This window comes from Stappia sp. WLB 29 (assembly GCF_023507705.1).
In the GTDB taxonomy this organism is placed as follows: domain Bacteria; phylum Pseudomonadota; class Alphaproteobacteria; order Rhizobiales; family Stappiaceae; genus Stappia.
In genome coordinates this window covers 520,979-534,590 of sequence record NZ_JALBGD010000002.1, presented here as the reverse complement: position 1 = coordinate 534,590, position 13,612 = coordinate 520,979, and the positions used below count along the sequence as shown (strand labels likewise).

The 13,612-nt window shown below is 69.5% G+C and carries 12 protein-coding genes; 7 read left to right on the top strand and 5 right to left on the bottom strand.

The window, feature by feature from the left end; all coding sequences use genetic code 11:
• Positions 1-122: 122 nt before the first annotated feature.
• The 3 genes from MNI96_RS05830 to MNI96_RS05820 all read left to right on the top strand — a co-directional run bounded on the left by MNI96_RS05830 (position 123) and on the right by MNI96_RS05820 (position 2,876).
• Entirely contained in the window at positions 123-1,256 is a 1,134-nt protein-coding gene (locus tag MNI96_RS05830) for a CaiB/BaiF CoA transferase family protein (RefSeq protein ID WP_249691188.1), read from the top strand.
• Entirely contained in the window at positions 1,243-1,947 is a 705-nt protein-coding gene (locus tag MNI96_RS05825) for a class I SAM-dependent methyltransferase (protein ID WP_249691186.1), read from the top strand. Before MNI96_RS05830 ends, MNI96_RS05825 begins: the two co-directional genes overlap by 14 nt.
• A gap of 122 nt (positions 1,948-2,069) precedes the next feature.
• Positions 2,070-2,876, top strand: a complete 807-nt coding sequence (locus tag MNI96_RS05820) for a class I SAM-dependent methyltransferase (protein ID WP_249691184.1) — start codon at positions 2,070-2,072, stop codon at positions 2,874-2,876.
• Between the two features lie 3 nt (positions 2,877-2,879).
• Here MNI96_RS05820 and MNI96_RS05815 read toward each other — a convergent pair whose 3' ends face one another.
• Positions 2,880-3,812: a LysR family transcriptional regulator gene (locus MNI96_RS05815; protein ID WP_249691182.1), complete on the bottom strand. Its 933-nt coding sequence runs from the start codon at positions 3,810-3,812 to the stop codon at positions 2,880-2,882.
• Positions 3,813-3,975: 163 nt separating this feature from the next.
• On the opposite strand from MNI96_RS05815, the gene MNI96_RS05810 reads away from it, so the two are divergent.
• Genes MNI96_RS05810 through MNI96_RS05795 form a run of 4 tightly spaced genes read left to right on the top strand, consistent with a single transcriptional unit; the run spans position 3,976 to position 8,483 of the window.
• The gene (locus MNI96_RS05810) at positions 3,976-4,944 is read left to right on the top strand and encodes a TAXI family TRAP transporter solute-binding subunit (RefSeq protein WP_249691180.1); all 969 of its coding nucleotides are present in this window, start codon (positions 3,976-3,978) and stop codon (positions 4,942-4,944) included.
• A gap of 24 nt (positions 4,945-4,968) precedes the next feature.
• Entirely contained in the window at positions 4,969-6,834 is a 1,866-nt protein-coding gene (locus MNI96_RS05805) for a TRAP transporter permease (protein ID WP_249691178.1), read from the top strand.
• On the top strand, positions 6,831-8,168 hold the full coding sequence (locus MNI96_RS05800) for an acyclic terpene utilization AtuA family protein (protein WP_249691175.1): 1,338 nt from the start codon (positions 6,831-6,833) through the stop codon (positions 8,166-8,168). The genes MNI96_RS05805 and MNI96_RS05800 overlap by 4 nt, the downstream gene beginning before the upstream one ends.
• A gap of 3 nt (positions 8,169-8,171) precedes the next feature.
• Positions 8,172-8,483 (top strand): AtuA-related protein, encoded by a 312-nt coding sequence (locus MNI96_RS05795; protein WP_249691173.1) that lies wholly within the window; start codon positions 8,172-8,174, stop codon positions 8,481-8,483.
• Positions 8,484-8,490: 7 nt separating this feature from the next.
• Here MNI96_RS05795 and MNI96_RS05790 read toward each other — a convergent pair whose 3' ends face one another.
• The 4 genes from MNI96_RS05790 to MNI96_RS05775 form a co-directional block, all read right to left on the bottom strand.
• Complete coding sequence (locus MNI96_RS05790) at positions 8,491-10,377, bottom strand: bifunctional sugar phosphate isomerase/epimerase/4-hydroxyphenylpyruvate dioxygenase family protein (protein WP_249691171.1); 1,887 nt, start codon at positions 10,375-10,377, stop codon at positions 8,491-8,493.
• A complete protein-coding gene (locus tag MNI96_RS05785; protein ID WP_249691169.1) occupies positions 10,374-11,486 on the bottom strand; it encodes a Gfo/Idh/MocA family protein in 1,113 nt (370 codons plus the stop codon). The genes MNI96_RS05790 and MNI96_RS05785 overlap by 4 nt, the downstream gene beginning before the upstream one ends.
• A 78-nt stretch (positions 11,487-11,564) precedes the next feature.
• On the bottom strand, positions 11,565-13,091 hold the full coding sequence (locus MNI96_RS05780; RefSeq protein WP_249691166.1) for a tripartite tricarboxylate transporter permease: 1,527 nt from the start codon (positions 13,089-13,091) through the stop codon (positions 11,565-11,567).
• A 1-nt stretch (position 13,092) separates the two neighbouring features.
• On the bottom strand, positions 13,093-13,578 hold the full coding sequence (locus MNI96_RS05775) for a tripartite tricarboxylate transporter TctB family protein (RefSeq protein ID WP_249691164.1): 486 nt from the start codon (positions 13,576-13,578) through the stop codon (positions 13,093-13,095).
• Positions 13,579-13,612 lie beyond the last annotated feature (34 nt).

Here is a 13,612-nt window from a genome sequence, read left to right as displayed (position 1 = left end):
CGGCAGGGCGAGAATGGCCGCCGGGGCATAGATTGCGGCAATAGCTGCGGGCGCTCCCCTCTATTACTCCCGATGCCGCGCTTCGGGCATACTGGCGATACTTACAGGGAGAAGCTTTGAAAATGCAGGGTGATCTTTCCGGTCTCTTCGTGGTGTCCGTCGAGCAGGCGGTGGCCGCGCCCTATCTGTCCGGGCGGCTGGCGGAAGCCGGCGCGCGCGTCGTCAAGGTGGAGCGGCCCGAGGGCGATTTCGCCCGCGCCTACGATCATCTGGTGCATGGCGAAAGCGCCTATTTCGTCTGGCTCAACCGCGGCAAGGAGTCCGTCTGCCTCGACCTGCGAGACGATGCCGACCGCGCCCTGCTGGCGGCGATGATCGCCAAGGCCGACGTCTTCATCCAGAACCTCGCGCCCGGCGCCATCGACCGTCTCGGCTTCGCCCCCGACCGGCTGCGCCAGGAGAACCCGCGGCTGATCACCGTGTCGATCTCCGGCTATGGCGACGAGGGTCCGTTCCGCGACCTGAAGGCCTACGACCTCTTGGTGCAGGCCGAAAGCGGATTGTCGGCGATCACCGGCAATGCGGAAGGCCCGGCGCGCGTCGGCGTCTCGGTCTGCGACATCGCGGCCGGCATGACCGCGCACCAGGCCGTGCTGCAGGCGCTGTTCGCCCGCGAGCGCAGCGGCGAGGGCCGCCATATCGCCGTGTCGCTGTTCCACGCGCTCGCCGACTGGATGAACGTGCCCTACCTGCAGTTTGCCTATGGCGGCAAGGAACCGGAGCGCAACGGCCTCAACCATCCGACCATCGCTCCCTACGGCGCCTATTCGGGAAGCGACGGCAAGGACGTGCTGTTCTCGATCCAGAACGAGCGCGAGTGGGTCAATTTCTGCCGCGACGTGCTGGAACGTCCTGAAGTGGCGACCGACAGCCGCTTCACCAGCAATTCGCGCCGGGTCGCCCACCGCGCCGAACTGGACGCGATCATCAACGAGGTGTTCTCCGGCCACACGCGCGATGCGCTGGCCGACCGGCTGCGCGATGCCCGCATCGCCTTCGGCCGGGTGAGCACCATGGACGACCTGGTCCGCCACCCGCAGAACCGCCATGTCGAGGCGGACACGCCGACCGGCCCGGTGCGCCTGCTCGCCCCCGGCGCGCTGGTCGACGGCAAGTCGCCGGAGTTCGGCCCGGTGCCGGCGCTCGGCGCCGATACCGACAGGGTCCGCGCGGAGTTCTCCCGTGTCGAGGCCTGAGGCGGTTCCCGTCCCGCAGACCGGCGAGCGGTTGCTTGAGATCCTGACCGGCCGCAAGGCCCGCAAGGTACTCGACATCGGCTGCGGCCATGGCGCGCTGTCGCGCTCGCTCGCTGCCAAGGGCTTCGAGATGACCGGCATCGACCCGGACGCGGCGGCGATCGAGGCTACCCGCAAGGCGGTACGGCACGCCCGCTTCGAGCGCGCGACCGCCGAGGCCATGCCCTTTGCGGACGGCAGCTTCGACGCGGCGATCTTCCTCAACGCCCTGCACCACGTGCCTGAAGCGGTGATGCGCCAGGCGCTCGCCGAGACCCGGCGGGTGCTGACGAAAGGCGGCGCGCTGATCGTCGTGGAGCCGCTCGCCCGCGGCAGCTTCTTCGAGGTGATGCGCCCGGTCGAGGACGAGACGGAGATCCGGGCCGCGGCCCTGCGCGCGCTCGATGCCGACATCGCCAGCGGAAACTGGCACGTCGCCCGGCACGACACCTACGACCGCCTGTCGGACTTCGCCGCCCTGGAGGAGTTCATCGACTATCTCGTCGCCGTCGATCCGGCGCGCAAGGCGGCGGCGCGAGAGCGCCGCGGCGAGCTGGACGCCCTGTTCAAGGTCAATGCGACAGCGAGCGAGAAGGGCTTTCGCCTGATCCAGCCGCTCACGCTCTACGAGCTGCATCCGGCCGCCGGCTGACGCCCGCCCCTTGCAAGTCTCGCCAGCTTGCCCGCTTTGCGGTGCGGTGCTTAACTCGCAAGGCCCACCCAGGGGCCGGTCCGCATCGGGCCGGCCCCTCCCAAGCCATGCAGGAGCGCGCCATGCCGGAGACCCCGGTTGCCGATCAGTACCGCACGAGCGGCAATCTCAGGGCGCGCGGCGGGTTGCACGCGCGCTACGCCAATCGAAACTGGTTCGACTGGGTGAGCGCGCAGCTGGAGCTGACGCCGGACAGCGACGTTCTCGATATCGGGTGCGGCGCCGGCTGGTTCTGGCTCTCCGCCGGCAACTCCTGCCCCTCCGGCCTGCGGCTTACGCTCACCGACAATTCCGCCGGGATGGTATCGGAAGCGATCGCCAATCTGGAGCGAGACGGCCGTATCCCGTCGCTCACTGGCAAGGCCTGCGACGCAGCCGACCTGCCCTTCGCCGACGCCAGCTTCGACGCGGCCATCGCAATGCACATGCTCTATCACGTGGAGGATGCCGGACGGGCGCTCGACGAGATGGCCCGCGTGTTGCGCCCGGGGGGCCTTGCCGCCGTCACCACCAATGGCGAGGACAATCTCGGCGCGCTGTTCGATCTCGGCAGCCGCGCCTTCGGCGGCGCCCCGCGCGATCCCGCCGCCCGCATCTTCGGCCCCGGCCGGGCGCTCGAGTTGTTCGGCGAGCGGTTCGATGATGTCGCCTTGCACCGCTTCCAGGACATCTATGTCATCGCCGACGCCGACGACATCGTCCAGTATCTGACGTCCTACCCGCCCGGAAACCGGGCCGGCGAAGCGGAGATCGCGGCTCTGCGCCGGCTCGTCGCCGCGCGGCTGGACGAGGCCGGCGGCGTGCTGAACGTTGCTCGCGAGGCGGTTCTCGTGTGCGGCCGCGCCCGAGATGCCCGGCCGGCGCGCTGAGGCTCAGCCGGTTCCGAACGGATCCGGCACCTCGCTGGACAGATCGACGCCGCGCACCAGGTCGAGAAAGGCGGTGGCGGCCGGCGACAGCACATGGCCGGCCCGCCAGATGATGCCGACATGGCGCAGCACCTCCGGCTCCACCAGCCGGCGGTAGATCAGATTTCCCGAACTCAGCACCGGCAGGGTCAGCACCGGCAGGGCGGTGACGCCCAGCCCCTGCGACACGAAGGCCCCGGCGGTGGCGAGATGCGCCACCTCGAAGCGCGGGCGGAACGGCAGGTTCTGCTGCGAGCAGGCCGCATCGATCAGAAGCCGCACGCTGGTGCCGCGCGCCATGGCGACCAGCGGCATTTCGCTGAGTTCCCGCCAGGTGCAGCTGTCGCGATCCTCCAGAATGCCGCCGGCCGCCCCCACCGCCACGAACGGGTCCGACAGCAGGGTGCGGAACGAGATCCGGTCGGAATTTTCCACCGCGCCGGCCGTGAAGCCGAGATCGGACTCGCCCTGCTCGACCGAGCGGATGACGCTGTCGGACAGCGCGTCGTTGATCTGCACGTCGATATCGGGATGGCGGGCGAGGAACCGGGCGACCAGCGAAGGCAGCAATCCGGCGGTCACCGACGGCAGGCCGGCAATCGTCAACCGGCCGCGCCGGGCCGCGAGATAGGCGTCGAACTCCGCCCCCGCATTGGCAGCGGTGTTGAGCACCTGCTGCGCCAGCCGCAGCAGGGTGTGGCCCTGCGGGGTCAGCGAGACATTGCGCGTGTCGCGGTTGAACAGGCGCGTGCCGAGCCGCTCCTCCAGCCGGGCGATCTGCCGGCTGAGGGCGGAGGCGGACATGCCGATCTCGTCGGCGACGGCGCGAAACCGCCCGCCTGTGGCGAGGCTGGAAAAGACCCGCAGGTCCTCCAGATCGAATTTGTTGCGATCCATGCATCAATTATCGCAAAATAAGCACTTCTGACAACAAAGATCCTAGGACACTCTTGCAAAGGGTACAGGTCCGCCGTCGGTGCGGGCGCCGGAGGAGCGGCGTCCAGGCGGAAGGACCGGCCCGAGATCGCTGCCCGCCAAGGGCACATGGGAGGAAATCACGATGCGACTTTCACATCTCGCCATGGCGGGCGCGTTCGCGCTTGCGCTCGCCCAGCCCGCCGTTGCCCAGGAGAAGCTGCTGATCGGCTCCACCTCGGCCTCGTCCAACCACTACGGCTATTTCGTCTCCGTCGCCAAGCTGGTGAACGAGAAGGCGGAGGGCCTCGAGGCCTCCGTCGTGGAAACCGGCGCGACGCTCGACAACCTGCGCCGCATCGAGCGCGGCCAGGTCGACTTCGGCCTCGTCACCACCAACGTCGCCCAGCATGCCCATGCCGGCACCAACGAGTTCGACGGCCGGCCGATGAAACTCGGCCTGCTGTGGGTCTATACCGGTGCGCCGCAGAACGTCATCGTGCGCGAGGACGCCGAGGTCGGCAGCCTTGCCGAGCTGAAGGGCGTGCGCTTCAACCCGGGCATCAAGGGCTCGGCGACCGAGAGCACCACCGAGGCGGTGTTCGAAGCGCTCGGCCTGTCGGCCGACTATGTGCGCGGCTCGACCACCGACGTCGTCGACATGATCAAGGACAACCGCGTCGCCGGCTACGTGAAGTCGGGCGCCGGCACCAAGCTCGACGGCTCGACCCTCGACATCGCCACCTTCACCCCGATCAAGGTGCTCGGCCTGACCGACGAGCAGAAGGCGGTGCTCGCAGAGAAGATGCCGGACGTCTCCATCGTCGACGTGCCCGCGGGCGCGGCCGACGGGATGCCGGCCTATGCGACCTGGAGCTTCGGCGTCGGCGCGGCCGCAGGTCCCGCCCTGTCGGAAGAGGCGGCCTACAAGATCGTCAAGGCGGTGATGGAGGACAAGGAGGCCCAGGGCGCGGCGCTCGCCTCGGTCAAGGGCGTCGATCTGGCTCAGCTGACGCTGCAATACGCGACGATCCCGCTGCATCCCGGCGCCGCCCGCTGGTACCGCGAGCAGGGCATCGAGATCCCGGCCCGCCTGCAGCCCGCCGCCAACTGACACCCGAGCCTTCGGAGGATCGCCGTGCTGAACCGGACCCGCGACGCCCTGGCGCTGCTGACGGGCATCTTCGTCTTCTACACGGCAGCGACAGGCCCGTTCGAGAGCCTGATCCAGCGCGCGGTCTTCCTGGCGCTCGTCGTCTGCCTCGGCCTTGCGGTCTATCCGCTGGGCCATGGCCGGCGGTGGCGCCCGCTCGGCCTTGCCGTCGACCTTGCGGCCGCCGGCATCTCCATCGCCGCCTGCAGCTACATCGTCGTCAACTACGACCGGATCATGACGACCCTGCCCTGGGCGACGACGCTGGACATGGCGCTGACCGTCGGCCTCGTCGCCTCGGTGCTGGAGATCGGCCGGCGGGCCGTCGGCGTCATCTTTCCCGCCCTCGTTCTCGTCGGCCTCGCCTATGCGCTGTTCGGCGACATGCTGCCCGGAACACTGGCCCATCGCGGCTTCGACGGTGCCTTCGTCACCGAGACCATCTTCCTCGGCGATCTCGGCATCTGGGGCATGCTGACGGGCGTCGCCGCCACCGTCATCGCCGCCTTCGTGCTGTTCGGCTCGCTGCTGCTGCATACCGGCGGCGGGCAGAGCTTCATGGATCTCGCCATGCGCATCGGCGGCCGCCAGGCGGGCGGCGCGGCCAAGATCGCCACCATCGCCAGCGGCCTGTTCGGCATGATCTCCGGCTCGGCCGTGGCCAATGTGGCGACCACCGGCAACTTCACCATCCCGATGATGAAGCGCCTCGGCTACCCGCCGGCCTTCGCCGCCGCCGTCGAGGCGGTCGCCTCCACCGGCGGCCAGTTGGCCCCGCCGATCATGGGCGCGGCCGCCTTCGTCATGGCCGAGATCCTCGGCGTCTCCTACATCCAGATCATCACCGCCGCGATCATCCCGGCGCTGCTGTTCTATCTCTCCGTCTTCGTCACGGTGCACATCGTCTCGGTGCGCAAGAACCTGACGCTGGTGCCCGAGGACGAGCTGCCGGCCTGGTCGACGATCCTCGCCCCGCGCCGGGTGCTGCCGATCCTGGCCGCCATCGGCGGACTGGCCGTCGGCGTCTATCTCGGCCGCTCGGTCGCCACCACCGCCTTCTACGGCATCACCGGGCTGATGATCGCCTTCGTCGCCACCTCGCTCGGCCAGATGCCGGCCGCGAAGATGGCGCGCCTCGTCGTCGCCGGCATCAAGGATGCCGGCAAGGGCATGGTGATCATCGGCGTGCTGCTGGCCGGCGCGCAGATCCTCGTCTCGATGATCAACCTCACCGGCATCGGCGTCACCTTGAGCTCGATGATCGTCTCGCTGGCCGGCGACTCCGCCCTGCTGGTGGCGCTGATCGTCGGCGGCGTCTGCCTGATCATGGGCATGGGCCTGCCGACGACCGCCGCCTATGTGCTGGTCGCCGCCGTGCTGGCACCGGCCATGACCGCCGTCGGCATCGACCCGCTGGCGGCCCATCTCTTCGTCTTCTACTTCGCCACCATCTCGGTGATCACCCCGCCCGTCTGCGTCGCCGTCTTCGTCGGTGCCGGCATCGCCCAGACCAACTGGCTGCCCGCCGCGATGGAAGCCGTGCGCCTCGGCGCGGTCACCTATGTGGTGCCCTTCATGCTGCTGCTCTATCCCGGCATGACGGCACAGGGCGACTGGATGGCCATCGGCAACGCGCTCCTGTCGGGGCTGGTGCTGGTGATCGCCATTCCGTCCCTGCTGAGCGGGCAGAAACTCTTCGCCATTCGCGCCCTGAACATCGCCGTGTTCGCCACTTCCATCGCTCTCGCCATCTGGCCGCACCCGGCCGCGCCGCTGCTTGCCGGCCTGCTGCTCGCCCTGTCGTGGCATTTCGGCAAGGCGCGACGGCCCCTGAGCGGAGCGGCAGGATGAAGAGCCTGAGGATCGGAACCGGCGCCGGCTTTTCCGGCGACCGCATCGAGCCGGCGGTGGATCTCGCCGCGCGCGGCGAGCTCGACTATCTCGTCTTCGAGTGCCTGGCCGAGCGCACCATCGCGCTGGCCCAGCAGGCACGGCGCGCCGACCCGGATGCCGGCTACGATCCCCTGCTGGAGCGGCGCATGCGCGCGGTGCTGCCCGCACGCGGGGCAAACGGACCGCGCATCGTCTCCAACATGGGCGCCGCCAATCCGCTGGCCGCCGCCCGCAAGACGCTGGACATCGCCCGCGAGCTGGGGATCCGCGGTCTGAAGATCGCCGCCGTAACCGGCGACGACGTGCTGGCCGCCGTCGAGGGATCGGAGCTGGAGCTGCTGGAGACCGGGGGCACGGTGCGCGGCCTCGGCCGCCCGCTCCTCTCCGCCAACGCCTATATCGGCGCCGGCCCCATCGTCGCCGCGCTGGAAGCGGGCGCCGACATCGTGCTCACCGGACGCGCTGCCGACCCGGCGCTCTATCTCGCGCCGCTGGTCCATGCCTTCGGCTGGGCGATGGACGACTGGCCGCTGCTCGGCCGCGGCACCCTGGTCGGCCATCTGATGGAATGCGGCGGCCAGATCACCGGCGGCTATTTCGCCGATCCCGGCTTCAAGGACGTTGCCGGTCTTGCCCGCCTCGGCTTTCCCATCGCCGAGGTGGAAGCGGACGGCACCGCGGTCATCACCAAGCTCGCCGGCACCGGCGGCGCCGTCACCGAGGCGACCTGCAAGGAACAGTTGCTCTACGAGGTGCACGATCCGGCGGCCTATCTGCAGCCCGACGTCATCGCCGACTTCTCCGGCGTCGAGATCGCCGCGGAAGGTCCCGACCGGGTGCGGGTCTCCGGCGGCTCGGGCCGCGCGCGCACCGGCACGCTGAAGGTCTCGCTCGGCTATGTCGACAGCCATGTCGGCGAGGGGCAGATCTCCTATGCCGGGCCGGGAGCGGAAGCGCGCGGCCGACTGGCGCTGGAGATCCTGCGCGAGCGGATCGCGGAAAGCCCCGTGCCCTATCTGGAGACGCGCGGCGAGCTGATCGGCGTCGACGCGATCCTCGGCGGATCGACCTCCGCCGCCCGTGAGGCGCGCGAGGTGCGGGTGCGCTTTGCCGCGCGCGCCAGCACGGCGGAGGAGGCCCGGCTGGTCGCCGACGAGGTGGAGAGCCTTTATCTCAACGGCCCGGCGGCCGGCGGCGGCGTGACGCGCCAGGTGCGCGAGATCGTCGGCATTCTTTCCACCCTGATCCCCGAGGCCGAGGTCTCCCCCGCCCTGACCCTGATGGAAAGCTGAGCCATGCTGCTGCGCGACATCGCCCATTCGCGGACCGGCGACAAGGGCAACATCTCCAACGTCTCGGTCATCGCCTACGAGATGGCGAACTGGCCGCTGATCGAGGCCTCGGTGACGCCCGAGCGGCTGCGCGCCCATCTTGCCTGGCTGGAGATCGGCGAGATCGAGCGCTTCGTCCTGCCCCGGCTCGGCGCGCTCAATTTCGTGCTGCACGGCGCGCTGAAGGGCGGCGTCACCCGCTCGCTCGCGCTCGATGCGCACGGCAAGTGCCTGAGCTCGGCGATCCTCGACATGGAGATCGCCGGGCCGGCGTGACGCGCGCTCAGCGGCGCGGGACGGTCTCGGGCCGCAGGTGGCGCTTCTGCGCGGCGATGCGGAACTGCGCATTGGCCGCGCCATAGCCGCGATAGCCGCCGCGCCGCTCGACGATCTCGAAGAAGAAGCCTTCGCCGTAGTTCGGGCCGTAGAGCTGGAAGTATTCGCCCTCCCCGTCCCGGTCGTAGAGAATGTTCTCGGCCCGCAGCCGGTCGGCGAAGTCCGGGTCGAGGCCGAAGCGCGCCTCCAGGTCGTCGTAGTAGTTGCGCGATATCTCCAGAGCCTTGAAGCCGCAGGCCTTCAGCGCTTCGGCGGTCGCGAAGATGTCGCGGCTTTCGAAGGCGACATGCTGGACCGCCGAGCCGAAGCTCTCGGCGATGAAGCGGCCGGCGAGCGTGCGTCGGTTCTCCGCCCCGTTCAGCGTGATCCGCAACGCCCCGTCCGCCGTCTCGATCGCCTGGCTGCGCACCAGCCCGGCCGGGTCGACCACATCCACCATCGGCGTCTTCGCTGTCGCGAAGATCGAGGTGTAGAACAGCGTCCAGGTCAGCATCTCCTCGTAGTTCATCGTCTGCGCCAGATGGTCGATCGACACGAGCCCGCCGGCGGCGGCCGCCTTGCCGCCCCCAGCAAGGCGGAAGTCGGTCTCCCACAGCCCTGCGAGCTTCTCGTCGACGAAATGCATCACGCCGCCGCCGACGCCCCGGATCGCGGGAATGGCGAGCTCGCCCGGGCCCACCGGCTGGTCGAACGTGTCGGCGCCCAGCGCCCTGGCGCGCGCCACGGTGGCCGCGGCATCGGCGACCCGGAGCCCGATGGCGCAAACGGACGTGCCGTGCACCAGGTAGGAGGAATGGGCAAAGCCCTCCCGCTCGGTGTTGATCAGCAGGTTGATCCCGCCCTGCCGCCACAAGGTGACGTCCTTGGAGACGTGGCGGCCGGCCTCGACGAAGCCGAGGCTGGCGAACATGCGCGCCAGCTCCTCCGCCTCCGCCTCGTCGGCGGCGAACTCGACGAACTCGATGCCCTGCGCCTCGATCCGGTCGGGCATCTCGGGCAGCGGGATGCGCACGTCCGGCTCGCGGCGGCGCACCTGGTCCATCAGGTAGACGAGCGAGCGGTGGCCGTCGACGGCGATGGATTTCGGCGAGCCGCCGCGGAACTGGTCGTTGAAGATCTCCAGCGATAGCACCCCGTCGTAACCGGTCGCGGCGACCGCCCGCATGAAGTCGGTGACCGCAAGGTCGCCCTCGCCCGGCATGTTGCGGAAATGCCGGCTCCAGTAGAGCAGGTCCATGTCGATCAAGGGCGCGTCGGCCAGCTGGACGATGAAGATCCGGTCGCCGGGGATCGCGCGGATCGTGTCGACATCGGTCTTGCGCGCCAGGGTATGGAAGCTGTCGAGGATGAGGCCGACATTGGGATGATCGGCCCGGCGCACCACCTCCCAGGCATCGCGGTGGTCGTTGACGTGCCGGCCCCAGGCCAGCGCCTCGTAGCCGACGCGAAGGCCGCGTGCGGCCGCGCGCTCGCCGAGCTCGGCGAAATCGTCGGCCGCGCGGTTGATGCCGCCGAGCGAGACCGGAGAGACGTTGGAGCAGACCAGCATCAGGTCGGTGCCCAGCTCCTGCATCAGGTCGAACTTGCGCTCCGCCCGGTCGAAGGCGCGCGCCCGATGCGGCTCCGGCATGCCCTCGAAATCGCGAAACGGCTGGAACAGCGTGATCTCCAGCCCGGCATCGCGGATCATCGCGCCGACGTCCCGCGGACTGCCGTCGAAGGCGAGAAAGTCGTTCTCGAAGATCTCGATCCCGTCGAAGCCGGCGGCCGAGATCGCCGCCAGCTTTTCCCGAAGGTCGCCGCTGATCGAAACGGTGGCGATGGACGTCTTCATGGGGCACCGGCCTTGCTGTGAGAGGAAAGGGAAACGCCAGGCTCCGGCGGGACGGGCGAAACGGACGCGCCGAGCGGCGGGGGGACCTCGACCTCGCCGCCTGTTTCCGCCGCCCGGCGGATGGCGGCGAGCACGTCGAGCGTCGCAAGGCCCTCCTCGCCCGGCACCAGCGGTACGGCCCGGCCGAGCGCGACCTCGCAGAAATGGCGCATCTGCAGCGCGAAGGGGTCCCCGCCCTGCCGGGTCAGCACCTTGCGCGAGATCGGCTGCGCCCAGTCGGCGGCGCCCTCGTAGTGCCAGAGCCCGAGATCGGGCAGCGACAGCGAGCCGGCCGTGCCGCCGATCGTGTAGCAGCTGGCCGAGGTTTCCGGATAGTCGGGGTTCTCGCCGGCCGTCAGCTCCCAGCTCCAGGGCGCGGCGACCGCATCGGAAACGGTCACGGTGCCCAGCGCGCCATTGGCGAAGCGCAGCAGCACGGCCGCCGTGTCCTCCACCGCGTGGCCGCGCGCCAGGGACGAGGCGCGCGCCTGCACGCCGGCGACGTCGCCGCACAGGTGGCGGAGCAGGTCGATGTCGTGGATCAGGTTGGTGAGGATCGGCCCGCCGCCCGGCTGGGTGCGCCAGGGCACCTCGAAATAGCTGTCCGGCTTGCGGAACCAGCACAGCGCATTGACCGCGACCAGCCGGCCGATGGCACCGCCGGCGATCTCGGCCCGCGCTGCCGCGATCAGCGGATTGTGCCGTCGGTGATGGCCGACCAGAAGCGCAACGCCGGCCGCGCGTGCCGCCACGACTGCTTCGCGCGCCGCCTCGGCCGTGTCGGCCAGCGGCTTTTCCACCAGCACCGGCACGCGGGCCGCGATACAGGCGAGCGCTTGCGGCGCGTGCAGCCGGTTCGGCGTTGCCAGCACCACCCCGTCGGGCCGCAGCCGGGCGAGCATCTCGTCGAGAGTTTCGAACCACGGCACGCCGAAGGCTTCCGCCGCCTGCCGCCCGTCCGCGGACGGATCGGCGACGCCGGCAAGCTCGCCCTCGCGGGCGGCCTGGGCCATGTGCACGCGGCCGATCTTGCCGGCCCCGACAATGGCGATGCGGGCTTTCGTCTTCATCTCTTCGCTCTTTCGCCCGTTCACTTTGCCAGTGAAGGCGCGGGTCTCAGGTCTGCGGCCGCACGGCCCTGCCGGCGGTCACCCCGCTCCGCGCCCCTGCGCCCGCCTTCCCCGCCACGCCTCGCGCGCCAATCGGCCGAGCGGCGTCTGCGAGATCAGCAGCGCCAGGAAGGCGATCAGCAGCACGCAGGAAATCGGATGCGACAGGAAATCCCAGATGAAGGTCGCCGGATCGTTCCGTGCTCCGATCATCGCCCGCCGGTAGTTGGAATCCATCATCGGCCCCAGGATGACGCCGAGGATCACCGGCCCGACCTGGAAGCCGTAGACCTTCAGGAAATAGCCGAACACGCCGAACAGCAGCATCCAGTAGATGTCGACCGGGTTGTTCTGGATGGCGTAGGAGCCGACCGCCGACAGGATGATGATCAGCGGGATCAGGATCGCCTTCGGGCACTCGACGATCTTGGTGAAGATGCGGATGCCGGTCAGGCCGAAGATCAGCAGGAAGATGTTGGCGAGCGCCAGGTTGCCGACCGTGAACCAGAACAGATGCGGGGTCTCGACCAGGAGAAGGGGGCCGGGCTTCAGCCCGTGGATGAACAGCGCGCCGATGATGACGGCGGTGACCGCATCGCCCGGAATGCCCAGCGTCAGCATCGGCACGAAGGCGCCGCCCACCGCCGCGTTGTTGGCCGCCTCCGGCGCCACCAGCCCTTCCTTGGCGCCCTCGCCGAAGGGCACCTCCGGGTTCTTCGTCGCCCGCTTGGCATCGTCGTAGGCCAGCAGGGCAGCGATGTCGCCGCCGGTCCCCGGCAGCGCGCCGATCACGGTGCCAATGCCCGAGGCGCGCATGGCGACCCGGAAATAGCGGCGCACGTCGGCAAGACGCGGGATCACCCGGTCGATCTTCTGTTTCACCGCCGGCAGGTCGAGCTGGTGCAGCTGCACGAAGGCCTCGGCGACGCCGAAGAAGCCGATCATCGCGACCACATAGGGAATGCCGCCCATCAGGGTGATCGTGTCGAAGGTGAAGCGCCCTTCCGCCGTCATCGGGTCGAGGCCGACCATGCCGATCAAGACGCCGAGCGCCCCGGCGAAGACGCCCTTGGCGAAGCTCTCGCCCGACAGGGTGCCGACCAGCAGGATGCCGATCATCGCCAGCAGCAGGTAATCGCGCGAGGTGAACATCAGCGCGAAGTCGGCGAGGAGCGGGGCGAACAGGGCGAGCGCGGCAACGCCGACGAAGCCGCCGAACACCGACATGACCGTGGTCAGGCCGACCGCCTCGCCGGCCTCGCCGCGTTTGGCCATCGGGTAGCCGTCCAGCGCGGTGGCGATGGCGCTCGGCGCGCCGGGAATGTTGAGCAGGATCGCGGTGCGCGACCCGCCGTAGACGCCGCCGACGAAGACGCCGGCGATCAGCGCCAGGGCGTCGTTGACGCTCCACTTGAAGGTGAAGGAGATCAGGATCGACACGGCCATCGTCACCGACAGGCCGGGGATCGCGCCGACATAGATGCCGGCGAGCGTGCCCGCCGCCGTCAGCATCAGCAGCCAAGGGTCGAGCCAGGAGATCGCCAGGTATCCGAAGGACTCGAGCATGTCAGTACAGCCCCTGCAGCAGGGTTCCCTTCGGCAGCACCACCTGGAACACCAGGGTGAAGATCACATGGATCGCCGCCAGTCCGGCAAGGCTGACCAGGGCCGTCAGCCACGGGCTGCGCCGCCACAGGAACTGGATCGACACGAACAGGAAGAGGCCCGAGGCGGCGAGGAAGCCAAGCCAGGGCATCGCCAGGATATAGAGGCCGACCAGCACCACCATCACGGTCTGGCGCAGCGGCGTGATGTCGGCGAGGAACTGGCGCAACCCGCCGCCGGCCGGCGACATCGCCAGCGCCTTCAGCAGGATCGCCAGCGAGGAGGCGACCATCAGCCCGCTCGCCAGCATCGGAAAGACGCCGGGGGTCGACAGGCCGGAAAAACCGGAAATCTTGAAAGCCTCGCCGAACAGCCACAGGCTGAGCGCGAGAAGGGCGACGGCGAAGGCGAGCTCGCCCGGCCGCCGCTGGGCTCGCGAGGACATCATGACCCTCCTGGCAGCGTGGGGGCCGCGGCCGGAA

Excerpts from the sequence above, each read along its gene's own strand:
- MNI96_RS05830 (WP_249691188.1), top strand. The coding sequence starts at position 123 with ATGCAGGGTGATCTTTCCGGTCTCTTCGTGGTGTCCGTCGAGCAGGCG.
- MNI96_RS05820 (WP_249691184.1), top strand. The coding sequence starts at position 2,070 with ATGCCGGAGACCCCGGTTGCCGATCAGTACCGCACGAGCGGCAATCTC.
- MNI96_RS05815 (WP_249691182.1), bottom strand. The coding sequence starts at position 3,812 with ATGGATCGCAACAAATTCGATCTGGAGGACCTGCGGGTCTTTTCCAGC.
- MNI96_RS05810 (WP_249691180.1), top strand. The coding sequence starts at position 3,976 with ATGCGACTTTCACATCTCGCCATGGCGGGCGCGTTCGCGCTTGCGCTC.
- MNI96_RS05800 (WP_249691175.1), top strand. The coding sequence starts at position 6,831 with ATGAAGAGCCTGAGGATCGGAACCGGCGCCGGCTTTTCCGGCGACCGC.
- MNI96_RS05795 (WP_249691173.1), top strand. The coding sequence starts at position 8,172 with ATGCTGCTGCGCGACATCGCCCATTCGCGGACCGGCGACAAGGGCAAC.
- MNI96_RS05790 (WP_249691171.1), bottom strand. The coding sequence starts at position 10,377 with ATGAAGACGTCCATCGCCACCGTTTCGATCAGCGGCGACCTTCGGGAA.
- MNI96_RS05785 (WP_249691169.1), bottom strand. The coding sequence starts at position 11,486 with ATGAAGACGAAAGCCCGCATCGCCATTGTCGGGGCCGGCAAGATCGGC.
- MNI96_RS05780 (WP_249691166.1), bottom strand. The coding sequence starts at position 13,091 with ATGCTCGAGTCCTTCGGATACCTGGCGATCTCCTGGCTCGACCCTTGG.
- MNI96_RS05775 (WP_249691164.1), bottom strand. The coding sequence starts at position 13,578 with ATGATGTCCTCGCGAGCCCAGCGGCGGCCGGGCGAGCTCGCCTTCGCC.